At 69.6% G+C, this 20,846-nt stretch carries 20 protein-coding genes and 1 tRNA gene; 11 read left to right on the forward strand and 10 right to left on the reverse strand.

Translation table 11 applies throughout. The features are described 5' to 3' along the window. Positions 1–26: 26 nt before the first annotated feature. The 5 genes from H570_RS0110300 to H570_RS0110320 form a co-directional block, all read right to left on the reverse strand. Positions 27–989 (reverse strand): ribose-phosphate diphosphokinase, encoded by a 963-nt coding sequence (locus H570_RS0110300; RefSeq protein WP_027080662.1) that lies wholly within the window; start codon positions 987–989, stop codon positions 27–29. A 148-nt stretch (positions 990–1,137) separates the two neighbouring features. Beyond that, a tRNA-Gln gene (locus H570_RS0110305) sits at positions 1,138–1,214 on the reverse strand. Between the two features lie 6 nt (positions 1,215–1,220). Further along, positions 1,221–2,120, reverse strand: a complete 900-nt coding sequence (gene ispE / locus H570_RS17185; protein WP_051176301.1) for a 4-(cytidine 5'-diphospho)-2-C-methyl-D-erythritol kinase — start codon at positions 2,118–2,120, stop codon at positions 1,221–1,223. A 5-nt stretch (positions 2,121–2,125) separates the two neighbouring features. Next, positions 2,126–2,821, reverse strand: a complete 696-nt coding sequence (gene lolB / locus H570_RS0110315) for a lipoprotein insertase outer membrane protein LolB (RefSeq protein WP_027080663.1) — start codon at positions 2,819–2,821, stop codon at positions 2,126–2,128. Continuing rightward, on the reverse strand, positions 2,818–4,503 hold the full coding sequence (locus H570_RS0110320) for a tetratricopeptide repeat protein (RefSeq protein ID WP_027080664.1): 1,686 nt from the start codon (positions 4,501–4,503) through the stop codon (positions 2,818–2,820). The genes lolB and H570_RS0110320 overlap by 4 nt, the downstream gene beginning before the upstream one ends. A 107-nt stretch (positions 4,504–4,610) precedes the next feature. Here H570_RS0110320 and hemA point away from each other — a divergent pair, with 107 nt between their 5' ends. The 7 genes from hemA (at position 4,611) to H570_RS17195 (ending at position 9,625) form a co-directional block, all read left to right on the forward strand. Then, the gene (gene hemA / locus H570_RS0110325; protein WP_027080665.1) at positions 4,611–5,894 is read left to right on the forward strand and encodes a glutamyl-tRNA reductase; all 1,284 of its coding nucleotides are present in this window, start codon (positions 4,611–4,613) and stop codon (positions 5,892–5,894) included. Next, positions 5,872–6,957: a peptide chain release factor 1 gene (prfA, locus tag H570_RS0110330; protein ID WP_027080666.1), complete on the forward strand. Its 1,086-nt coding sequence runs from the start codon at positions 5,872–5,874 to the stop codon at positions 6,955–6,957. The genes hemA and prfA overlap by 23 nt, the downstream gene beginning before the upstream one ends. Beyond that, positions 6,954–7,418: a GNAT family N-acetyltransferase gene (locus H570_RS0110335; RefSeq protein ID WP_425411566.1), complete on the forward strand. Its 465-nt coding sequence runs from the start codon at positions 6,954–6,956 to the stop codon at positions 7,416–7,418. The genes prfA and H570_RS0110335 overlap by 4 nt, the downstream gene beginning before the upstream one ends. A 53-nt stretch (positions 7,419–7,471) precedes the next feature. Further along, positions 7,472–7,990, forward strand: coding sequence for a molybdenum cofactor biosynthesis protein B (gene moaB, locus H570_RS0110340; RefSeq protein ID WP_027080668.1), 519 nt, complete (start codon positions 7,472–7,474; stop codon positions 7,988–7,990). Between the two features lie 2 nt (positions 7,991–7,992). Further along, a complete protein-coding gene (locus tag H570_RS17190; RefSeq protein ID WP_036135959.1) occupies positions 7,993–8,328 on the forward strand; it encodes a helix-turn-helix domain-containing protein in 336 nt (111 codons plus the stop codon). Between the two features lie 68 nt (positions 8,329–8,396). Continuing rightward, positions 8,397–9,173 (forward strand): polyphosphate kinase 2, encoded by a 777-nt coding sequence (ppk2, locus tag H570_RS0110350; RefSeq protein WP_027080669.1) that lies wholly within the window; start codon positions 8,397–8,399, stop codon positions 9,171–9,173. A gap of 11 nt (positions 9,174–9,184) precedes the next feature. Further along, positions 9,185–9,625 carry a hypothetical protein gene (locus H570_RS17195; protein ID WP_036135961.1) on the forward strand — a complete coding sequence of 147 codons (441 nt, stop codon included), beginning with the start codon at positions 9,185–9,187 and terminating at the stop codon, positions 9,623–9,625. A 52-nt stretch (positions 9,626–9,677) separates the two neighbouring features. Here H570_RS17195 and H570_RS0110360 read toward each other — a convergent pair whose 3' ends face one another. Genes H570_RS0110360 through H570_RS0110370 form a run of 3 tightly spaced genes read right to left on the reverse strand, consistent with a single transcriptional unit; the run spans position 9,678 to position 11,860 of the window. Continuing rightward, positions 9,678–9,950: an acylphosphatase gene (locus tag H570_RS0110360; protein WP_027080671.1), complete on the reverse strand. Its 273-nt coding sequence runs from the start codon at positions 9,948–9,950 to the stop codon at positions 9,678–9,680. Positions 9,951–9,956: 6 nt separating this feature from the next. Next, a complete protein-coding gene (locus H570_RS17200) occupies positions 9,957–10,589 on the reverse strand; it encodes a TlpA family protein disulfide reductase (protein WP_051176302.1) in 633 nt (210 codons plus the stop codon). Beyond that, complete coding sequence (locus H570_RS0110370; RefSeq protein WP_027080672.1) at positions 10,586–11,860, reverse strand: YihY family inner membrane protein; 1,275 nt, start codon at positions 11,858–11,860, stop codon at positions 10,586–10,588. The genes H570_RS17200 and H570_RS0110370 overlap by 4 nt, the downstream gene beginning before the upstream one ends. A gap of 87 nt (positions 11,861–11,947) precedes the next feature. On the opposite strand from H570_RS0110370, the gene wrbA reads away from it, so the two are divergent. The 3 genes from wrbA (at position 11,948) to H570_RS0110385 (ending at position 13,445) form a co-directional block, all read left to right on the forward strand. Then, entirely contained in the window at positions 11,948–12,538 is a 591-nt protein-coding gene (gene wrbA / locus H570_RS0110375; RefSeq protein WP_027080673.1) for an NAD(P)H:quinone oxidoreductase, read from the forward strand. Continuing rightward, positions 12,535–12,879, forward strand: coding sequence for a DUF2069 domain-containing protein (locus tag H570_RS0110380; protein WP_027080674.1), 345 nt, complete (start codon positions 12,535–12,537; stop codon positions 12,877–12,879). Before wrbA ends, H570_RS0110380 begins: the two co-directional genes overlap by 4 nt. Before the next feature lie 80 nt (positions 12,880–12,959). After that, positions 12,960–13,445 carry an asparaginase domain-containing protein gene (locus H570_RS0110385; protein ID WP_027080675.1) on the forward strand — a complete coding sequence of 162 codons (486 nt, stop codon included), beginning with the start codon at positions 12,960–12,962 and terminating at the stop codon, positions 13,443–13,445. Positions 13,446–13,688: 243 nt separating this feature from the next. On the opposite strand, the gene H570_RS19215 is transcribed toward H570_RS0110385, so the two are convergent. After that, positions 13,689–15,914 (reverse strand): M20/M25/M40 family metallo-hydrolase, encoded by a 2,226-nt coding sequence (locus tag H570_RS19215; RefSeq protein WP_051176303.1) that lies wholly within the window; start codon positions 15,912–15,914, stop codon positions 13,689–13,691. Positions 15,915–16,125: 211 nt separating this feature from the next. Then, entirely contained in the window at positions 16,126–18,396 is a 2,271-nt protein-coding gene (locus tag H570_RS0110395; protein ID WP_156899946.1) for a M4 family metallopeptidase, read from the reverse strand. A gap of 896 nt (positions 18,397–19,292) precedes the next feature. Between H570_RS0110395 and H570_RS0110400 the strand changes: the two genes are divergently transcribed. Beyond that, complete coding sequence (locus H570_RS0110400; protein WP_245559590.1) at positions 19,293–20,822, forward strand: tetratricopeptide repeat-containing sulfotransferase family protein; 1,530 nt, start codon at positions 19,293–19,295, stop codon at positions 20,820–20,822. The last annotated feature ends 24 nt before the right edge of the window (positions 20,823–20,846 follow it).

A 20,846-nucleotide genomic window follows, 5' to 3' on the forward strand; every position in this document is an offset into this window, starting at 1 on the left:
ATTCCCCATTCTCGATTCCCGGCTCCTCAATCCACGTACAGCGAACTGACCGATTCGCCGAACGCGATCCGGCGGATCGTCTCGGCCAGCAGCTCGGCCACGCTGAGCTGGCGGATCCTGCCGCAGGCCTTCGCCGCGTCCGACAGCGGGATCGTGTCGGTGACCACCAGCTCGTCGAGCTCGGAGCGGGTCACGTTGTCGATCGCCGCGCCCGACAGCACCGGGTGCGTGCAGTACGCGACCACCTTGGTCGCGCCCTGCGCCTTGAGCGCCGCCGCCGCCGCGCACAGGGTGCCGGCGGTGTCGACGATGTCGTCGACCAGCACGCAGGTCTTGCCCGCGACGTCGCCGATGATGTTCATCACCGTGGCCACGTTGGCCTTCGGCCGGCGCTTGTCGATGATGGCCAGGTCGGCGTCGTCCAGGCGCTTGGCGATCGCCCGCGCGCGCACCACGCCGCCGACGTCCGGCGAAACCACCACCATGTTGTCGGTGCCATGCGCGCGCCAGATGTCGGCCAGCAGCAGCGGCGAGGCGTAGACGTTGTCGACCGGGATGTCGAAGAAGCCCTGGATCTGGTCGGCGTGCAGGTCCACGGTCAGCATCTGGTCGGCGCCGGCGGCGGTGAACATCTTCGCCGCCACCTTGGCGGTGATCGGCACCCGCGACGAGCGCATCCGACGGTCCTGCCGGGCGTAGCCGAAGTACGGCACAACCGCGGTGACGCTGGTCGCCGATGCGCGCTTGAGCGCGTCGATCAGCGCCAGCAGCTCCATCATGTGCTCGGCGGTGGGCGCGCACGTGGACTGCAGCACGAACACGTCCTGCCGGCGCACGTTTTCCTCGATCTCGACCTGCACCTCGCCGTCGGAGAACGTCGACACCAGCGCCTTGCCCTGGCGCACGCCGAGTTCGCGGCACACCGCCTTGGCCAGCGGCCGGTTCGCGTTGCCGGAGAAGATCAGCAGGTTGCCGTCCTCGTTCTTCATGCTCGTGCTCCGCTGCGCCCTGACCGTTGCGAACTGACCGTTGCAAAACCACCGTTGCAACACCGGGACTCGCGCATCCGTGCACGGGTTGTGTCGTGGAAACCGGCGCGCAGGCGCGCAGGCGTTTTGCGGAGCGATCCGCGTGGATTGGCAGGGGCGGCAGGATTCGAACCTGCGAATGCCAGGATCAAAACCTGGTGCCTTGGGCCTCTTGGCGACGCCCCTGCAGAATCAAGATGAAGTTTGCGCCGCCGTGCCTGCCTGCCGCTGTTGCCACGTTCCAAGCGCGTCGAGCAGCGGCGAGTGCGCCGCGCCCCGCACCATCCAGGCCCGGAGGCCAGCGGGCAATCGCGCCAGCGCGGCTTCGGCGGAGTCCCGGTCGGGGAATTCGACGAAGCAGCCGCTGCCGGTCCCGGTCAGTCGCGGCGACCCCACCTGCGCCAGCATCGCGAACACCGCTTCGACGGCGGGTTCACGGCGGCGCAGCACGGGCTCGAACGCGTTGCCGAGCGATCTGCCTGAAACGAAGTCCGATATTGTCGCGGGCGCGGCATTTCGCGTCAATTCAGCGCTCTGGAACAGTTCAGCGGTGGCGACGTGGACGCCGGGATCGGCCAGCACGTACCAGGCCGGCGGCAGGTCCAGCGGGGTCAGCCGCTCGCCGACTTCCTCGGCCCAGGCGTTGTGGCCGCGGACGAACACCGGCACGTCCGCGCCGAGCTGCAGGCCCAGCGCGGCCAGCCGCTCCAGGCCCAGGTCCAGCCCCCAGAGGCGATCCAGGGCGCGCAGCACGGTGGCCGCATCGGACGAGCCGCCGCCGAATCCGCCACCCACGGGGATGTTTTTTTCAACGACGATGTCGGCACCCAGCGGCGTTTTCGTCTCCTTTTGAAGGATTTTTGCCGCACGCACCGTCAGGTCATTGGCCTCCTCGACGCCCTTCGCTGATGCGCCATGGCGGGCCACGATGCCGTCGAGCCGGGGCCGCAGCGCAATCGTGTCGCCCCAGTCCAGCAGCCGGAACACGGTCTGCAGCCGGTGGTAGCCGTCGGCGCGGCGGCCGACGATGCGCAGGCACAGGTTGAGCTTGGCCGGCGCCGGCCACCGCGACCAGCCGGCGTCGGCAGCCACGGGATTCACGGCAGCTCCGGCGCCCACGACCAGGCGTCGATCGCCAGTCGCACCCGGGCCTCGCCGCGCGTGGCGTTGATGCGGTCGGGCAGCAGCAGCGGGCCACTGCCATCGGGCCCGTCGCCCGCCGGCTCGCCATCGCCGGGATGCGCCTCGCGCCAGCCCAGGTAGTCGACGGTCCAGCCGTCCTGCTCGATCCGCGCCAGCTGCCCGTCGGCGGTGAATGCCAGCCGCGCCGGACCGAACGTCGCGGCATCGGCGCGCGCGCCGCCAGCCCAGGCTGCCATCGCGCCAACCGGGATGTCGAGGCCGGTGGCTTCGCGCAGCAGGCGTTCCACGTCGGTGTCGCTGCGCGGGCCACCGTCGATGCCATCGATCCGCGCGGAAGCGGCATCGCCGGTGAGCCGCCAGCTCTGCCGGCTCACCGGCGCGCTCAGGGTCACTTCGTAACGATCGCCGGACTGCTGCCATTCGATCCGCCCGCTGCCGCCGCTGCGGCCATTGGACAGCGCGACGCGGCCGCTGAAGGCGAGCATCGGCAGCGCCTGCAGGCGCTGTTCGCGCGCCTGCTGCGCCGCCATCGCGGCCGCTTCCGCACTCGCCGACAGTTCGCCGATCGACGCGCCTTTTTCGTTCGGGACGGTGACGCAACCGGCCAGCAGCAGGCAGGCGGCCACGCCAACGCGTTGCAACGGCTTCATGCGCCGGTCTTTTCCAGCGCGCGCTTGAGCGAGCGGTTGTCCGGGTCGAGCTTGCGCGCTTCCTCGAAGTACCTGCGCGCTTCGTCCTCGTGGCCCGTCACCCACAGCACTTCGCCGAGGTGGGCGCCGATTTCGGCATCCTTCTGCAGTGCGAACGCGCGCCGCAGCTCGGCCAGCGCCTCGTCGTTGCGGCCGAGGCGATAGAGCACCCAGCCGTGGCTGTCGATGATCGCCGGGTTGTCGGGGTCGGCGACGCGGGCGCGGTCGATCAGCTGCAACGCCTCGTCAAAACGGTCGGTGCGGTCGGCAAGCGTGTAGCCCAGCGCGTTGAGCGCTGCGATGTTCTCCGGATCGGCGACCAGGATCCGGCGCAGGTCGGCCTCCGCCCGCGCGATGTCGTCGCGGCGCTCCCACATCAGGCCACGCGAGTACAGCAGCTCGGGTTCGTCCGGATACGCCGCCAGGCCACGCGCGTAGGCGTCGAGTTCGCCCTCGGCATCGCCGTCATCCTTGCGCAGCTCTGCCTCCAGCAGGTAGCCGTCGCGGCGCGCGTCGTCGTCGACCGAGGCATCGGCCTGCAGTTCGCGCAGGGCGGTCCATGATTCATCATCGCGATCCAGGTCGTGCAGCACCTTGGCGATGCGCAGTCGCGCCTGTGCCCGCTGCGGCCCGCCGGCGACGCTGCGGTACCACTCCAGCGCTTCGGCGTGGCGATCGAGGAACTCCGCGGCCTGGCCGAGCAGCAGGCGCCGCGACGGGTCGGGGTTGGCCGACCCCTGCTTCAGTTCCTCGTACAGCTTGCCCAGCGCCGGCTTGTCGCCGGCCTTGGCCAGCAGCGAGGCCCGCAGGCCGTAAAGCTGGTCGTCCTGCGGCCCGCCGGCGAGCACGGCGGCGGCCGTGGCGCTGTCGCCAAGAGCGTCGTACTCGGCCGCAATCGACAGGCGCAGGTCCGGCGCCATGGGTTCGGTCCTGGCCAGGCTCTCCAGCACCGCACGCGCCTGGTCGGGCTTGTCGGCCTCGCGCAGCTGGCTGATCCGGAGCAGGGCCACCCGCGGCTGGTCGGGGAAATGCTGGATCACCGCGGCAACGATGCGCTCGGTGAGGGCGGCATCGCCCAGCCGCTGCGCCAGGCCACCCAGCACCAGCCAGGGCTGCAGGTCATCGGGAATGGCGCCGGAGTCGACCAGTTCGCCCAGCACCCGGGCGGTAGCCTTGGGATCCTTGCCGCCGCTGCTCATGGCCTCCACCGCGTAGCGCCAGCCCTTCGGATCCGGGTCGCGCAGGAGCGCCTCGAGCGCCCGGCGCGCTTCCTGCAGCCGGTCGTCTCGCAGCGCCAGGGTGGCTTCGGCCGCGCCCATGGCCAGCGAACGCGGTGCGCGCTTGCGCCACAGCTTCAACGCCTCGCCGCTGCGTTTGTTGTCGTTGCCCAGCAGGGAGATCCGGGTGGCGCGCTCGGCCAGGCCGGCGTCGCCCTCGACGCTGCGCGCGGCCTGCAGGTACCAGTCGGCGGCCTCGTCCAGGCGCCCCGCGCGCAGCGCGTATTCGCCGGCCATGGTGGCGGCCAGCGCGTCGGGCGGGGTGGTCGCCGGCGGCCTGGCGAACCCCGCCACGGGTGCGAAACACACGGCGAACAGCAGCGTCGGGAGCAGGGTCGGAAGTGAAAAACGCAGTGTCACGGGCATCTGGAGCAGCCGGGCCGTAAAATGTGGGCCTCAAGTCCAATGAGCTTATCGCAAGCGCCTGAACGGAGGAGGCCCCGCCGCCCTCCCCGAACGGCAGCCCGCCATCCATGAGCCTGTTCGCACTCGGCATCAACCACCAGACCGCACCGGTCGCATTGCGCGAGCGCGTCGCCTTCAATGACGACGCGGTGGCGCCTGCGCTGGCGGGCCTGCATGCGCTGCCGCAGGTGCGCGAGGTGGCGCTGCTGTCGACCTGCAACCGCACCGAACTCTATGCGGTGACCGACGACGACGGCAGCGCGCTGGTCGACTGGCTGGCCACGCACCCGTCCGAGAGCGGCGACCTGCGCGCCTACCTGTACCGCCACCAGGATGGCGATGCGGTGCGGCACCTGTTCCGGGTCGCCACCGGGCTCGATTCGCTGGTCCTCGGCGAGCCGCAGATCCTCGGCCAGGTCAAGCATGCCTGGGCCACCGCGCGCGGCGCCGGCACGCTGGGCGGACAGCTCGACCGCCTGTTCCAGCACGCCTTCGTCACCGCCAAGCGCGCACGCACCGAAACGCGGATCGGCAACAGCCCGGTGTCGGTGGCGTCGGTGGCGGTGCGGCTGGCGCAGGAGTCGTTCGCGCAGCCGTCGGATTCGACCGTGCTGCTGATCGGCGCCGGCGAGACCATCGAGCTGGCCGCGCGCCACCTCGCCCAGGCCAGGGTGAAGCAGCTGCTGGTCGCCAATCGCACCTACGCGCATGCGCAGGACCTGGCCGCGCGCCACGGCGGCGTGGCGCTGCCTCTGGACGAACTCGACCGCCACCTGTTCCTCGCCGACATCGTGTTTTCCGCCACCGCCGCGCGCGAGCCGGTCCTGTCGAAGGCGCAGGTCGCCGCGGCCCTGGCTACGCGCCGCCACCGGCCGATGCTGCTGCTCGACCTGGCCGTGCCGCGCGACATCGCGCCGGACACAGCGACGCTCAAGGACGCCTTCCTCTACACCGTCGATGACCTTGAGCGCTCGATCGAGGACAACCGCCGCAGCCGCCGCGAGGCCGCCGACGAGGCCGAAGCCATCGTCGACCTGCAGGTCGCGCGTTACGTCGAGGCCCTTGCCGCCGGCACCCGCAACGCGCCGCTCAAGCGCCTGCGCGCGCGCGGCGAGAGCGCCCGCGCCGAAGTGCTGGCGAAGGCCAAGCAGCAACTCGCCGCCGGGCAATCGCCGGAGGCGGTGCTGGACTTCCTCGCCCACACCCTCACCAACCGCCTCCTGCACGCGCCGACCATCGCGCTGCGCGAGGCCGCGATCAGCGGCGACACCGACCTGATGCACGCCGTCGACCGGCTGATGCATGGCGCGGCCGCCGACAAGGACGACGATGCTGCCGACTCTGCGCCGTAAGCTCGAGGCCCTGGCCGAACGACGCGACGAACTCGAACGCCTGCTCGCCGATCCCGGCGTCGCGGCCGACCAGGATCGCTTCCGAGCGTTTTCGCGCGAGTTCTCGCAGCTCGAACCGGTCGCCGCCGCGCTCGCCGACGAACGCCAGGCGCGCGACGACCTCGCCGCCGCGCAGGCGATGCAGGCGGATCCCGAACTGCGCGAACTGGCCGACGAGGAGATCGCCGCCGCCAACGCGCGGCTGGCCGAACTCGACGACACCCTGATGGCGCTGCTGGTCCCGCGCGACGCACGCGACGAAGGCGACCTGTACCTGGAGGTCCGCGCCGGCACCGGCGGCGACGAGGCGGCGATCTTCGCCGGCGACCTGCTGCGCATGTATTCGCGTTACGCCGAGCGCCAGGGCTGGCGGGTGGAAATCGAATCGGCCAGTCCCGGCGAGCACGGCGGCTTCCGCGAGGTGATCGCCCGCGTCGAAGGCCGCGGCGCGTACGCGCACCTGAAGTTCGAGTCCGGCACCCACCGCGTGCAGCGCGTGCCGGAAACCGAATCACAGGGCCGCATCCACACTTCGGCGGCGACGGTGGCGATCATCCCGGTCGAAGAGGACGGCCCGCCGATCGAGATCAACCCGGCCGACCTGAAGGTGGACACCTTCCGCTCCTCCGGCGCCGGCGGCCAGCACGTCAACAAGACCGAGTCGGCGATCCGCATCACCCACGTGCCCAGCGGCATCGTGGTCGAGTCGCAGACCGAGCGCTCGCAGCACGCCAACCGCGACAAGGCGATGAAGCGGCTCAAGGCGATGCTGGCCGAGGCCGAGGCCGAGAAGCAGGCCGCCGCGACCGCCGCCTCGCGCAAGCTCCAGGTCGGCAGCGGCGACCGCAGCCAGCGCATCCGCACCTACAACTACCCGCAGGGCCGGATCACCGACCACCGCGTCGAAGGCCTGACCCTGTACGACCTGCCCAACGTGATGGAAGGCGCGCTGGACCCGCTGGTCGAACGCCTGACGCGCGAACACCAGGCCGACGAACTCGCGCGGCTGACCCAGGAGGCCTGACCGTGGGCACCAGGACCGCCACCACGATCTCGCGCGCCGGCCCGGCCGATCTCGATGCACTGGCCGCGCTGTTCGACGCCTACCGGCAGTTCTACGGACAGGCACCGGACCTGCCGCGCGCGCGACAGTGGCTGCGCGAACGATTGCGCTTCGGCGAATCGGTGGTGCTGGTGGCCCGGCACGGCCCTGCAGTTGCCGGTTTCGTCCAGCTGTACCCGATGTTCTCCTCGGTGCGAACCAGCCGCACCTGGATCCTCAACGACCTCTACGTGGACGCCGCCACGCGCCGCATGGGCGTGGCCCGCGCCCTGCTCGACGCCGCCGCCACCTTCGCGCGCGAGGATGGCGCGGCCGGCATCAGCCTCGAAACCACCCGCGACAATGCCGCAGCCCGCGCCCTGTACCGCGACGCCGGCTGGCGCGAAGACGCGACCCGGTGGTACTCGCTGTCATTCGCGTGACCGCACGCCGCCTGCATCGCGCACCCCGCCATCGATTGCGCTAGCCTGCCCGCATGACCGCCACGACAGACCCGATCCCGCTGCAGCTGTGCGTGCTGACCGTTTCGGACTCGCGCACGCTGGCGCAGGACAGCTCCGGCGACTACCTCGTCGCCGCGCTCGAAGCCGACGGCCACCGCCTGCACGAACGCACCCTGCTGCCCGACGACCGCTACCGCCTGCGCGCCGTGGTCTCGCGGTGGATCGCCGACGACGCCGTCGACGGCGTGCTGGTCACCGGCGGCACCGGCTTCACCGGCCGCGATTCCACGCCCGAGGCGCTGCTGCCGCTGCTCGACAAGGAAATGCCAGGCTTCGGCGAGCTGTTCCGCGCGATCAGCTTCGAGGAAATCGGCACCTCGTCGCTGCAGTCGCGCGCCTTCGCCGGCCTGGCGAACGGCACGTTCGTGTTCTGCCTGCCGGGTTCCACGTCGGCCTGCCGCACGGCGTGGGAACGGATCATCCGCGCGCAGCTCGACGCGCGCACGCGGCCGTGCAACCTCGCCACCCTGCGTCCGCGCCTGAAGGAGTGAACATGTCCATCGACCAGACCCTGCGATTGCTGGCGAAGGCGCGCGGCCTGAGCGTGACCGACATCGCCACCGCGATCCCGCGCGCGGGCGTGGCCACCGTGTCGGCGTGGATGCGCGGCGACAAGCTGCCCGGCAAGGACCAGCTCGACGCCCTCGCCCGCACGTTTGGCGTTCCCGCCGGCGCGCTGCTGTCGGAGCTGGCCAGCACCTTCGACCCCGCGCGCACCAAGGGCGAGCACGACCTGCTGGCCGCCTACCGCGACCTCAACACGCGCCAGCAGGGCGCGCTGCTGGAAGTCGCCCGCGGCATGGCCGGTCACAAGGCGCCGCGCAAGTAAGCGTAGCCGGCGTTCGCCCCGCGACGCCCGCGGCAGGCGCGCCGCATGCCGCAGACCAGGAGCTTCGCATGAAGAAACTCAAGTCCAAGGCCTACGAAAAACAGCTCGAGCCGATGCAGCTCGAACTCGTGGCGATGGCACGCTGGCTCGCCCATTCCGGCAAGCGCATCGTTGTGCTGCTCGAAGGCCGCGATACCGCGGGCAAGGGCGGCGTCATCAAGGCCATCACCAGCCACTTCAATCCGCGCCAGTGCCGCATCGTCGCGCTGCCGAAGCCCAACGAGCGCGAAAGCACGCAGTGGTATTTCCAGCGCTACGTGTCGCACCTGCCCGCGGCCGGCGAACTGGTGCTGTTCGACCGCAGCTGGTACAACCGCGCCGGCGTCGAAAAGGTCATGGGCTTCGCCAGCCCGGCGCAAGTCAAGGCATTCATGCAGCAGGCGCCGGCATTCGAGAAACTGCTGGTCGACGACGGCATCGTGCTGTTCAAGTACTGGCTGTGCACCGACCAGGCGCAGCAGGAAAAGCGCTTTGCCGAGCGCCTCGACGACCCGCTCAAGCGCTGGAAACTCTCGCCGATCGACCTCAAGGCCCGCAGCGCGTACGCCGAATACACCCGCGCGCGCGAGGCGATGCTCAAGGCCACGCACACGAAGCATGCGCCATGGACGCTGGTGGATTTCAACGACCAGAAGCGCGGCCGCCTGACCTTGATCCGCGACCTGCTCGACCGCCTGCCCGATACCCGGGAGCCCCCCATGGACGCCGAGCTCCCGCCGCTGCCGGGCAAGCCGCTCAAGGAACGCTTCGGCGTGCTGGAACCGATCCGGTCATTCGACGATTGAGTCGCCCGGCCATGCCTTGGGTTCGCGCGTCGACGCAAGCCATCGCGATCGCGCTACTCGCCGTCCTGGCATGCAGCCAACCTGCGCCTGCGCAGACACCCGGCACGTCGCCGGGGCGGGACGACCGGCCGCAAGACGACGCGGCGACGCTGGACACGCTGCACGTCACCGCGCAGCGGCCTCCGACTGCGCAACAGCAATTCCGCGAACACCTTCAGCGCAACTGGCATCCGCCACGCAGTGCCGAGCAGTTCGGGTTGGACGGCGGCGTGCCGGCGTGGCTGGGCCAGCAGATGATCCGCGGCATGACAACGGCCGCGCGCACCTTGCCGGGCTGGAAGCAGCCGGTGCAGCCTGCGATCGCCCGCCCGCCTCCGCTCGACGATGCGCAGATGGACCGTTCGCAGGCATTGCAGCCGGCATCGCCGGTGCCCGGCGCGCAGCCGCGCTGAAGATATCGGTCCATGTCCCGCGACAGGTCGGCCGATGCGTCTGCCGGCGCGCTCAGCCGGTGGTGAAGCCGGCGGCCGCAACCGCCGCGGCGTCGAAATCCTCGCGTTGCACGGTGTCCACGCGCGCGGCGGGCGGACCGTGCTGCAGCCATCGCGCCAATGCCTCGATGGCGTCATCGGCGCCGGCCGCGACCACCTCGACGCGACCGTCGGCAAGATTGCGGGCAATGCCGCGCAGCCCCAGCCGTAGCGCCTGCTCGCGCGTGCTGGCGCGGAAGAACACGCCCTGCACCTTGCCTTCGACCAGGAAACGCGCGGCTGCCATCAGCTCTCAGCCCTTGGCTGCCGCCTCGGGTTCCACGGCTGGGCCGCCAGCGGCGGCGATCGCGCCCTCGATCTCGCTGGCGCTCACCGGGCCGAGGAACTGCCTGGCCACCTTGCCGTCGGGCGCGATCAGGTAGGTCATCGGCAAGCCGCGCGGCGTGGTGAAGTCGGCCGGCGGGTTGTAGACGTCGACGATCGCAATCGGGTAGACCACCGGGTGCTTCTCGAGGAACGCACGCAGCTCCGCGGGATCGATGTCCTCGTAGGCCAGGCCGATGACCTCGACGTGCTGGCGCATGGCGTCGAGCGCCGACAGCTCCGGCATCTCCTTGCGGCACGGCGCGCACCAGGTCGCCCAGAAATTCACCACCACCCAGTTGCCGCGATGCTGGGCCAGGTCGTACGGCTTGCCGTCGAGGGTGGTGGTGCGCAGGGTGGGGATCTCCGGCTTGCCGGCGGCTTCGGCCGCCGGCGGTGTTTCCGGTGTTTCCGGTGTTTCCGGTGTTTTCGCGGCATCCGCGACGGGCGCCTGCGACTGCGCCGCTTCGGGCGATGGCGCCGTTGCGTCGTCCGCGGGCCGCTTGCAGGCAACGAGCACTGCGGCGAGCAGGCACAGGGCGATCAGGTGGCGGTGGTTCATGATGGTTCCCGGGGGAGGTCGTAGAGGCTGGAGACGCGGCGCTTGAGCAGTTCACGCAAGGGGATGCGCAACTCGTCGAGCGTGCGGATGGCGTTGATGCCCAGCGCATCGTCGCGGCATGGCAGGTGCGCTTCGTTGATCGGGATGCGCAGGTTGCACGCCTCGTAGAGCTCGGCCAGCGACAGGTCGTCGAGGTCGCGCGCGAGCAGCCACTCGCCGGATTCGGCGCGGGTGACCAGGCCGATCTCGCTCAGCTGCGCCAGCATCTGCTGCACCAGGGCGTCGGTGAGCATCGGCTCCATGCCCTGGATCTGGTCGCTGTGCAGGCCCTTGCCGGCCTGGCGCGCGATCGCGAAGCGCCCGAGCATGCGCAGCAGGCCGTACAACTCGTGCCCGATCGGCAGCCGCATCGAGGCCGGCTGGTAGCGGAAGGCCGAGATCGACGACGCAAACGAGGCGCCGAGCAGGATCGAGACCCAGCCGAAGTAGATCCACAGCAGGAAGATCGGCACGAAGGCGAGCTTCTGGTAGATCTTCGCGTAGGCACCGAAGCTGCCCAGATACAGGCCGATGCCCCATTTGACGCATTCGAGCAGCAGCACCGCCAGCGCCGCCCCGGCGATGGCGTGTCGCCACTGCACGGTGCGATGCGGCACCACCCGGTAGATTGCAGTGAAGGCCAGCCATTCGATCACCATCGGCGCCAGCTGCAGCATCACGCTTTCGAGCCACTGCCCGGACGCGGTCTTGAAGATGCCCAGCGCGAAGAAACGCGTGGACAGCGCGAGGCTGGCGGTGGCCACGAGGGCGCCGAGGGTCAAGACCGTCCAGTAGACGAGGAAGCGGCTGAACTTGGGGCGCGCGGTCTTCACCCGCCAGATCTTGTTGAACGTGGCCTCGACGCTGACCAGCGTGATCAGCAGCGACGCCACCAGCGCGATCACGCCGACCGTGGTGAGCTGGCCGGTGTTCTGCGAGAACTCGCGCAGGTAGCCCTCGATCGCGCGCGCCGAGCCGGGCACGAAGTTGGAGAAGATGTAGTCGCTGAGCTGGTCGCTCCACTTGTTGAACACCGGGAATGCCGACAGCACCCCGAACACCACCATCGACAGCGGTACCAGCGCGAACACCATCGTGAACGACAGCGCGCCGGCCGATTCGAACAGCCGGTCGTCGAGGAACCGGCGCCAGAGGAAGCGCAGGAACGTCCCCGTCCGCGCGCGGTCGTGCATGCGTTCGCTCCAGCGGTAGAGGGTGTCGAGCGGCTCCATCGGGCGAAGGGTAGCAAAGGGCGAAGGGCGGCACGCACCTCCCCCGACCTGCGACAATGCGTTCATTTCCGCACCGCGGCGAACGCCATGCCCGACATCCTCGTCCTCTACTACAGCCGCGGCGGCTCGGTCGCCCGCCTCGCACGCCACGTCGCGCGCGGCATCGGCGAAGTCGACGGCATGTCCGCCCGGCTGCGCACCGTGCCGCCGGTCGCAGCGGCCACCCAGGTCGCCGCGCCGCCGGTGCCGGAGGACGGCGCGCCCTACGTGCAGGCCAGCGACCTGGACGAATGCGCGGGCGTGATCCTCGGCAGCCCCACCCGCTTCGGCAACATGGCCGCGCCAGTCAAGCATTTCATCGACGGCCTCGGCGCGCAGTGGGCCAGCGGCACGCTGGTCGGCAAGCCGGCGGCGGTGTTCACTTCCACCGCGACGATGCATGGCGGCCAGGAATCGACGCTGCTGACGATGATGGTGCCGCTGCTGCACCACGGCTGCGTGATCGTCGGCATCCCGTTCACCGAGGCGGCGCTCAACACCACCCGCAGCGGCGGCACGCCCTACGGCGCCAGCCACGTCTCCGGCCTGCAGGACGATCCGCAGCCCAGCGACGACGAAGCGCAGCTGGCACGCGCGCTGGGCCGGCGCGTGGCCACGATCGCGGCGAAGCTGGCATGACCGGGCGCGATACGTCACGCATCGTGCTGGCGGCCGCGCTGTTCGCGCTGTCGCTGCTGTTCGCGCTGTGGTTCCACGACGACCGCCACCGCCTCGCCGCGATGCTGGTGTTCACGCTGCCGCCGCTGCTTGCCCTGGCCGCGGTGCTGCGCGGCGGCACGACCGCGTCGAAGGGCGGATTCTGGGCCGGCGTCCTCGGCTTGTTCTGGTTTTCGCACGGGGTGATGGTGGCCTGGAGCCGGCCTGCCGACGGCGCTTACGCCTGGGCAGAGATCGTGCTGGCGCTGGTGATCATCGCGGCGGCGAACTGGCCCGGGCTGCGCGCTCGCTTCGGGCGCTAGAATCCACGCCGGTGGGAGCAGCCAGGGCCGCTTCCAAAACAACCGCAACCACGTTCCCATTGCAGTACAGGATGAACAGGATGGACGAGCTTCTCGTCGTCACCACCGGCGGCACCATCGACAAGGTGTACTTCGACGACAAGTCCGACTACCAGGTCGGCGAGCCGCAGATCGGCCGCATCCTCGAGGAGCTGGGCGTCGCGTTCCGCTTCCGGGTGATCCCGATCATCCGCAAGGACTCGCTGCACATCAACGCCGAAGACCGCGAGCTGCTGCGCGCGACCATCGCCGCGCAGCCGGCGCGGCAGGTGCTGGTGACACACGGCACCGACACCATGGTCGACACCGCCAAGGTGCTTGCCACGATTGCCGACAAGACCATTGTTTTGACCGGCGCACTGAACCCGGCCCGCTTCCGCGGCTCGGACGCCGAGTTCAACATCGGCTGCGCGGTCGGCGCGGTGCAGTCACTCGCGCCGGGGGTCTACATCGCCATGAACGGTCGCATCTGGGATCCGCTCAAGGTGCGCAAGAACGTGGACGCGAACCGGTTCGAGGCGATCTGAGGGCCGATCGCCCCGCACACTGCCTTTGGTAGGAGCGGCTTCAGCCGCGAGCTTTTGATGGCGATGACGGGCAAGCAGCCAATCGGCGCTTGAATGGGCGTCAGGGCACGTGTGGCCAATGCCCGCGGCGCGACACGATTGCTTGCCGGCACGCCGCAAAAAGCTCGCGGCTGAAGCCGCTCCTACAGGAAAAAAGGAATCCCGGCTCTTGCCGGGATTCCATTGCTCCAAAGGCGCTACCCGTCAGAAGGTGACGCTCCAGCTGTCGATCCTGCCGGTGTCGCCCCGACCGCGATCGCTGACGCGCAGGCGCCAGGTGCCGTCGAGGCTCTCGGCCGACAGGTCGACGGTGTAGGCGCGGATGATGTTGTCGCTGCTGCCGCCGCTGCGGTTGTGGAGCAGGTACACGCTGCCGTCCGGCGCCACCAGGTCGACCCGCAGGTCGCCGGTGTAGGTGTGCCGGATGTCGACATCGACCTGCGCGGACGCCGGCGCCTTGCCGCCGCGACCGGATACCGTGACCGCGCTGTACACCGTCGCGTAGTCGCCAATCGCGACGTCATCGGTGTTGGCGTAGACCTGCGTCGTTCCACCGCCGCTGTCGACGCCGTAGTCGCCCACCAGGCTCACGCCCGAGAACGCCGAGTAGCCCTTGATCCGCACGTGCCAGGTCCCGGCCGCAGGCGATGCAAACGTGCACGCTTCGCTGTTGCCCGATTTGTATGGCCGGCAGTCGTAGGTGCTGTCGGTGGGCGCACTGCCGGACTTCACGTACAGGTCGGCGTCGCCGCTGCCGCCGGACATCGTGAACACCAGGTTCGAGGCGCCGGCGGGCACTTCAAGCGTGTAAGCGAGCGACTGGCCCGCGCTGCCGGACTGGCCCGTCACCGGCACGCCCTTCTCCAGCGCGCCACCGCCGCCGCCTGCTTCCACGGTCACCGCCAGCGTCCTGCTGCCGATGGCGCCAGAATCGTCGGTGACGGTCAGCGCCACGTCGTAGGTGCCGGCCGCCGCGTAGGCGTGGACCGGGTTCGCATCGGTGGAAGTACCGCCGTCGCCGAAGTCCCAGCTGCGTGAAACGATGCTGCCGTCGCTGTCGCTCGAAGCGTCGGTGAACGCGACCGACAGGCCATCGACCGCCGCGTTGAAGTCCGCCACCGGCGGGGCGTTCTCGGCGCCGCCGCCCGCGGTCTTGGCCAGTTCGCCGAGGAAGCCCAGGCCGAGCTTGGCCAACGGCACGCTCGGCGAGGCATTTCCACCCATGTTCGCCAGGGTGTCGTCGGGCGTGTGGATGTCGTTGTTGAAGCCGGCCTCGAACATCATCGCCGACGGGAAGCCGGCGCTGGTCCACGAGGCATGGTCCGAACACGCGTAGCCGCAGGTGTAGGTGCTGCGGGTCAGGCCCAGCGGCGCCAGGTACGCGTCGAACACGTCGCGCACGAACTGCTGCAGCCCGGCGTTGCTGTAGTCGGTGACCAGCTGCATGTCGTCGCTGGCGCCGATCGCATAGTTGGTCATGTCCAGCTGCAGCACGCCGACCACGTTGACGCCCTGGTCCTGGAACGACTGCGCGATGGCGTTGGAGCCGCGCAGGCCGACTTCCTCGGCGGCGTAGCCCATGAACTTCACCGTCCGTTTCGGCTGCCAGCCGCTGGCCAGCGCGACGCGGATCACTTCGGTCAGGGTCGCAATGCCCGAGGCGTCGTCGTCGGCGCCGGGTGCGTCCATGTTGTCGCCGCTGCCGGCGTAGGAAATCGAGTCCAGGTGCCCGCCGAGCACCACGACTTCACCGGGCAGTTCGGTGCCCTGCACGGTCAGGATCACCGATGGCTGGGTCGAACAGTCGCTGCAGCCGGTGAACAATTCGGCGCTCACGTCGCTGCGGCCACCGGCCAGCGCCAGCCAGGTGTCGCGGATCCATTCCGCCGCGGCCTGTCCGTGGGTGCTGCTGTAGTAGCGGTTGGGCCAGGCGGTGGACAGGTGCTCGATGGTGTCGCGGATGTTCGCTTCGCTCACCTGCGGCAGCCACGGGCCGACGGTGGCCTGGTTGTCGACCGTGTAGTCGGCGACGGATACGGCGCTGCGCGCCAGTGCGGAGCGGTCGGCGGCGAGGAAGGCTTCCGCCTCCTCGCGGGTCGGGAACGCGAAGTAGCCGCCGCAGCGCTTCTCGCGCGTGTGCACCAGGTGGCTGACCTCGGCGAGCTGGTTGGCCTGGATCCGGGCCAGCATCAGCGCCGTGCCGACGCTGTCGCGGCGCTCGACACCGTCGCGGGCGATCGCCTGCAGGCCGCCGCGCCACGTCTCGTGCGAGGCAACGATGTAGACCGGCGCGAACGGATCGGCCGACCGCGCCAGCGCGGCGGTTTCGTCCGCGTGGTGGTCGTGCGGGGATGCGCCGGCGTGCACGGCGGGCGCGCCGGACAGCAACGCGCCGGCAAGCAGGCCGGCGAGCAGGGAATACGGTTTCATCGGGATGGCTCCTTGGCGGCCCGCCGCGCGGAACGGCAGACCGGATTGTTCGGGACAGGGATGCAGAGGGGGCTGGCCGCCGGAAAGGCCGGGCCGGAACGCACGCAAAGCGGGCCATGCCGATCGGCAGGCATCCTGCCCCGCCGGCCGCTAGGCCCGCTTACGCGGAAAAGAGACCCCGGTCGACCGACCGGGGCCCCTGTACTGCAGGTCAGAACGTGATGCTCCAGCTGTCGATCTTGCCGGTGTCGCCCCAACCGTAGTCGGTCACGCGCAGCTTCCACGTGCCGTTGAGGTTTTCGCTCGACAGGTCGCCGGTATAGGTGGCGATGATGTTGTCGGCGCTGCCACCGGTGCGGTTGTGCATGCCGTACACGCTGCCGTCCGGCGCGACCAGGTCCACCTTCAGGTCACCGATGTAGGTGTGCTTGATGTTCACGCTCACCGAACTGCTCGTCGACGCCTTGCCGCTGCGGCCGGACACCGTGATCGGGCTGTTGACCGTGGCGTAGTCGCTGATCGCGTAGTCGGCCGAGTTGCTGTAGGTCTGGGTTCCGCCACCGCCGCCGCCGGTGGCGTAGTCACCGACCAGGCTCACGCCCGAGAACGCCGAGTAGCCCTTGATCCGCACGTGGTAGGTGCCCGCCGACGGCGCGGCGAACGTGCAGCTCTCGTTGTTGCCGGCCTTGTACGGACGGCAGTCCCAGGAGCTGTCGGTCGGCGCGCTGCCGAACTTCACGTACAGGTCGGCATCGCCGCTGCCGCCGGACATGGTGAACACCAGGTTCGACGCGCCGGCCGGCACGGCCAGCGTGTAGGTCAGCGACGTGCCGGACGAACCGGACTGGCCGGTCGCCGGGACGCCCTTGCTCAGCACGACGGTGCCCGGGTCCGGATTCGGGCCGGGGCCGGTGCCGCCATCGCAGCTGACGCCAACGCTGGCGAATGCGGAAGTCACGTCGGCCTTGGTGAAGCCCAGGTCGGTGGCCGCGGTCTCGACGCCGCAGGCGCCCTGGTTGAAGTTGCTGCTCGCGGTCCAGTAGTCGCGATTGGCGCGCGCGAAGGCCTGGAACGCCTTCTGCGTGTTCCAGCCGCTCTTGTTGGCCAGCAGGTAGAACGCCTTGTTGTACACGCCCGATGAGTAGTGCACGTCCAGCCCGTTGTAGTAATCATCGGCGTGGCCGATCGAACGCCCGTCCTGCGGCGGGTTGGCCATGTAGCGCAGCGCGCCGCTGCCCTTGAATATCTGCGCGCCCACCAGGAAGTCGTTGCTGCCGCCGTTGAAGAAGTACTCGGCGGCCTCGCCGGCCATGTCGGAGAACGCCTCGTTCATGCCGCCGGGCTGGCCGCTGTACTGCAGGCCGGAGTTCTGCTCGGTGTAACCGTGCGAGACCTCATGCGCGGACACGTCCAGGCTGACCAGCGGATAGAAGGTGCTGGCACCATCGCCGAAGGTCATCGACGAGCCGTCCCAGAACGCGTTCTCGTAGTTGCTGCTGTAGTGCACCTTCATCGTCAGCTTGAAGGTCAACGGCGCCGAACCGACGTAGGCGTCGTACATGTCGAAGATAATCTTGCCGAAGTAGTGCGCGTCGTTGAGCGGCGAATAGGCGCCGTTGATCGACTTCACCGTGTTGCGCGGGCAGGTGTAGCCGAACGCGGTGCTGCCGCTGGTGCCGCCGTTGAGGTTCACCGTCTTCACCACGGCGTTGTCCATGGTGCAGGTGCTGCCGCTCTGGGTGACGTCGAGGAAGCCGTGGTCGGTGCCGTATTCGTACTGGCCGGTCTTCTGGTTGCCGCCGGGGCCGGTGCCGATCTCGGCGTTCTGCAGGTTGTCGAACTGCTTGAGGATGCGGCCGCTGTTGGCGTCGATGATCACCACCGGGCGCGTCGGGCTGCCGCCCCTGGCGGCATCGGCGAAGAACGACACCACGTACGCCATGTGCGCACGGTCGTTGTCGTCGATGAAGACCATCTGCCGGCTTTCCTCGCGCTCCACGCGCATCGCCAGCAGGCGGTTGCCCAGGGTCGCGCGCTTGGCCGCGGCCAGTGCCTGCGCGCTGGTCAGCTTCGGTGCGACCGACGCCGGGAGTTCGCTCTCCAGGCCCGTCACCTTGCGGCCGAACATTGCGCGCACCTGGCCGTTGGCGTCCTCGCTGACGACGATCTGCTCGCCGTACACCGGGATGCCGTTCCAGGTCTGCGCATAGCGATAGTTGCGCACGCCGTTCTCTGCAGTGCGGGCCTTGATCACGGACAGCGCCGAATGCGCGTCGAGCGCGAGCATCTCGGCATGGCGCAGGCTGGCCTGCTTGCTGACGCCGATCGCCACGCTGGCGTTGGCGTACTGGCTGTTGATCGCTGCCACGTCCTGCTTCTGCAGGTCGACGCGGGTTGCAGCCTGGGCCGAAACCGCGGCGAGCGCGAGCGCGAGCGGCGTCGCCACGAAAAGAGCGAGCGGATGGTTGCTGGAATGGGTCACGATTGCATTTCTCCCGAATGGTTGGATATGTCGATCGCCTGCATGGCGACCTCTCTCGACGCTTTTCCAACTGCACCGGCACGGGCCTGCATCGCCCGCGTCCGGCTTGAGCACTGCTTTTCTCCGGACCCGAGCCACCAGCGGCGACGGCCCCCCGCCCGCTGGTCCAGGTCCCCGCAGCTTCTTCAGATATCGATCGTTGATGGGTCCGACAGATGTCCCGCAATGCGCACCCACGCTTCCGTCGGCGCTGCCCCCGGCCGCGTTCCCCCGCACGCACGACCCGCTTCCCGCGCCGCGACGCCGGGCGCCTCGAGCGCCGGGACTACCGGCAGTGGCCGGCTTGAAGCCAAGCTCCGGAAAAGGCCGCGCATGGGTAGCCTCGTGCTGGAAGGACCGCCGCTGGCGGAGAACCGGTGGATCGTGTCGAACCCCGTCCACCGGGAACAGACGCATGACGCAATGCGTCCTGTATTGACGATAAATGACAGCCCGGAAAATATTCACGCTGCAAGTGCAGCAATTTCCGCGCGCTAATCGTGATGGATCTCCCGATTCCGGAATGTAGACGGTTACATGCGGAACTAATCCGGGACGCGCATTCACGGCGAGGCGCTACCCGCCGGCTTCACCAGCCGCCATGGCACAGCCGGCGTCCTGCGCGGGCGCTGCCGCAAGCGCCTTGGCACAGCGAGCAGCCGGATCGCGAAGATCGCTGGCGCGGACCGGCACGGCCCAGCGAGCGGCAGCAATCATTCCGCAGCCGGGCATCGCCGGTCGAGGCCACTTATCATCGGTGCTCCCCGATCCCCGGCGCTGCAATGCCGCATTCCCCACCGAACTCTCACGCCATCGACCCGCGCCTCGCGGCGCTTCCGCCAGAGGCGGTGCAACGGATGCACGCGGCGATGCAGGCGATCCGGCAAGGCGATGCGATGGCGGTGCTGCGACTGACCGGGGAGGTCCTCGCCATTGCGCCGGAGCACCCCGAAGCCCTGCGCCTGGCCGGCATCGCGCACAACGCCAGCGGCCGCCACGACCTCGCGCGCGACGCGCTGCAGCGCTCGCATGAGCAGCGGCCCGACGATGCCCTGGTGCTGATCGACCTGGGCAACGCCCAGCAGCGCTGCGGCGACCAGGCTGCCGCGCGCGCCAGCTGGCGCAAGGCATGCGAACTGGCGCCGAGACACCCGATGCCCTGGTACAACCTCGGCCGCGACTTGCAGCTCGAAGGCCACACCACCGACGCGATCGCCATGCTGTCGCGCGCGGTGGAACTGGCCCCGGATTTCATGCCCGCGCGCATCCTGCTCGGCGACGCGCTGGTGCACGCCGGGCATTTCGACGAGGCCGACGCGCACTATCGCGAGGCGCTGTGGCGCAACCCCGCCTGCGGCGATGCGTGGCGCGGGCTGGCCAACATGAAGACCCGGCCGCTGTCCGGCGAAGACCGCGAGCAGCTCGCCCTCAACCACGGCCGCGCCGACATCGGCGAACCCGATCGCGTCGCGATGGGCTACGCGCTGGGCAAGGTCTGCGAGGACCATGGCCGCCACGACGAAGCATTCGCCGCACTGCAGTCGGCCAACGCGCGCCTGCGCAGCGAAGCGCCGTGGGATGCGGCCGCCTTCAGCGCGCGCGTGGACGCGATCATCGCCGCCACCGCGCGGTTGCCGGCGCCCATCGATCGGGCGCTCGGCAGCGAAGTGATCTTCATCGCCGGCATGCCGCGCTCGGGCTCGACGCTGTTCGAACAGATCCTCGCCGCCCATCCGCAGGTCGAAGGTGCGAGCGAACTGCCCGACCTTGGTTACGTGCTGGACGAGGAGTCGGCCCGGCGCGAACGGGCGTTCCCGGAGTGGATCGCGCAGGCCGATGCCGACGACTGGCAACGGCTCGGCCGCGACTACCTGCAGCGCACCGCGCGCTGGCGCGAGCGACGTCCGCGCTTCACCGACAAGATGCCGGAGAACTGGCTGCACGCGGGCGTGCTGCGCGCGATGCTGCCCGGCGCAACGGTGCTCGAAACCCGCCGCGACCCGATCGAAACCGCGTGGTCGTGCTACCGGCAGCACTTCTACCGGCTGCCGCATTTTTCCTGCGACTTCGGCGACATCGCAGCTTTCATGCGCGACAGCCAGCGTGCGATGGACACCTGGCGCGAACGCGATCCCGGCCACGTGCACCTGCAATCGTACGAGGCCCTGCTGCACGACCCGGACGCGGCAATCCGCGAGCTGCTCGATGCGTGCGGCCTGCCCTTCGACCCGGCCTGCCTGGCCTTCAAGGACGCACGGCGCAGCGTGCGTACCGCCAGCGCGACCCAGGTCCGGCAGCCGCTGCAATCCGATACCGCCCGCACCGGCCGCTACCGCGAACTGCTCGATCCGCTGCGCGCGGCGCTGGCACGCAGCGGCCTGTCCTGAGCGGCCACCGGACACGGTTTCCAG

This window comes from Luteimonas mephitis DSM 12574 (assembly GCF_000422305.1).
Lineage (GTDB): Bacteria > Pseudomonadota > Gammaproteobacteria > Xanthomonadales > Xanthomonadaceae > Luteimonas > Luteimonas mephitis.

Excerpts from the sequence above, each read along its gene's own strand:
- H570_RS0110300 (WP_027080662.1), bottom strand. The coding sequence starts at position 989 with ATGAAGAACGAGGACGGCAACCTGCTGATCTTCTCCGGCAACGCGAAC.
- lolB (WP_027080663.1), bottom strand. The coding sequence starts at position 2,821 with ATGAAGCCGTTGCAACGCGTTGGCGTGGCCGCCTGCCTGCTGCTGGCC.
- H570_RS0110320 (WP_027080664.1), bottom strand. The coding sequence starts at position 4,503 with ATGCCCGTGACACTGCGTTTTTCACTTCCGACCCTGCTCCCGACGCTG.
- hemA (WP_027080665.1), top strand. The coding sequence starts at position 4,611 with ATGAGCCTGTTCGCACTCGGCATCAACCACCAGACCGCACCGGTCGCA.
- prfA (WP_027080666.1), top strand. The coding sequence starts at position 5,872 with ATGCTGCCGACTCTGCGCCGTAAGCTCGAGGCCCTGGCCGAACGACGC.
- moaB (WP_027080668.1), top strand. The coding sequence starts at position 7,472 with ATGACCGCCACGACAGACCCGATCCCGCTGCAGCTGTGCGTGCTGACC.
- H570_RS17190 (WP_036135959.1), top strand. The coding sequence starts at position 7,993 with ATGTCCATCGACCAGACCCTGCGATTGCTGGCGAAGGCGCGCGGCCTG.
- ppk2 (WP_027080669.1), top strand. The coding sequence starts at position 8,397 with ATGAAGAAACTCAAGTCCAAGGCCTACGAAAAACAGCTCGAGCCGATG.
- H570_RS17195 (WP_036135961.1), top strand. The coding sequence starts at position 9,185 with ATGCCTTGGGTTCGCGCGTCGACGCAAGCCATCGCGATCGCGCTACTC.
- H570_RS0110360 (WP_027080671.1), bottom strand. The coding sequence starts at position 9,950 with ATGGCAGCCGCGCGTTTCCTGGTCGAAGGCAAGGTGCAGGGCGTGTTC.
- H570_RS17200 (WP_051176302.1), bottom strand. The coding sequence starts at position 10,589 with ATGAACCACCGCCACCTGATCGCCCTGTGCCTGCTCGCCGCAGTGCTC.
- H570_RS0110370 (WP_027080672.1), bottom strand. The coding sequence starts at position 11,860 with ATGGAGCCGCTCGACACCCTCTACCGCTGGAGCGAACGCATGCACGAC.
- wrbA (WP_027080673.1), top strand. The coding sequence starts at position 11,948 with ATGCCCGACATCCTCGTCCTCTACTACAGCCGCGGCGGCTCGGTCGCC.
- H570_RS0110380 (WP_027080674.1), top strand. The coding sequence starts at position 12,535 with ATGACCGGGCGCGATACGTCACGCATCGTGCTGGCGGCCGCGCTGTTC.
- H570_RS0110385 (WP_027080675.1), top strand. The coding sequence starts at position 12,960 with ATGGACGAGCTTCTCGTCGTCACCACCGGCGGCACCATCGACAAGGTG.
- H570_RS19215 (WP_051176303.1), bottom strand. The coding sequence starts at position 15,914 with ATGAAACCGTATTCCCTGCTCGCCGGCCTGCTTGCCGGCGCGTTGCTG.
- H570_RS0110400 (WP_245559590.1), top strand. The coding sequence starts at position 19,293 with ATGCACGCGGCGATGCAGGCGATCCGGCAAGGCGATGCGATGGCGGTG.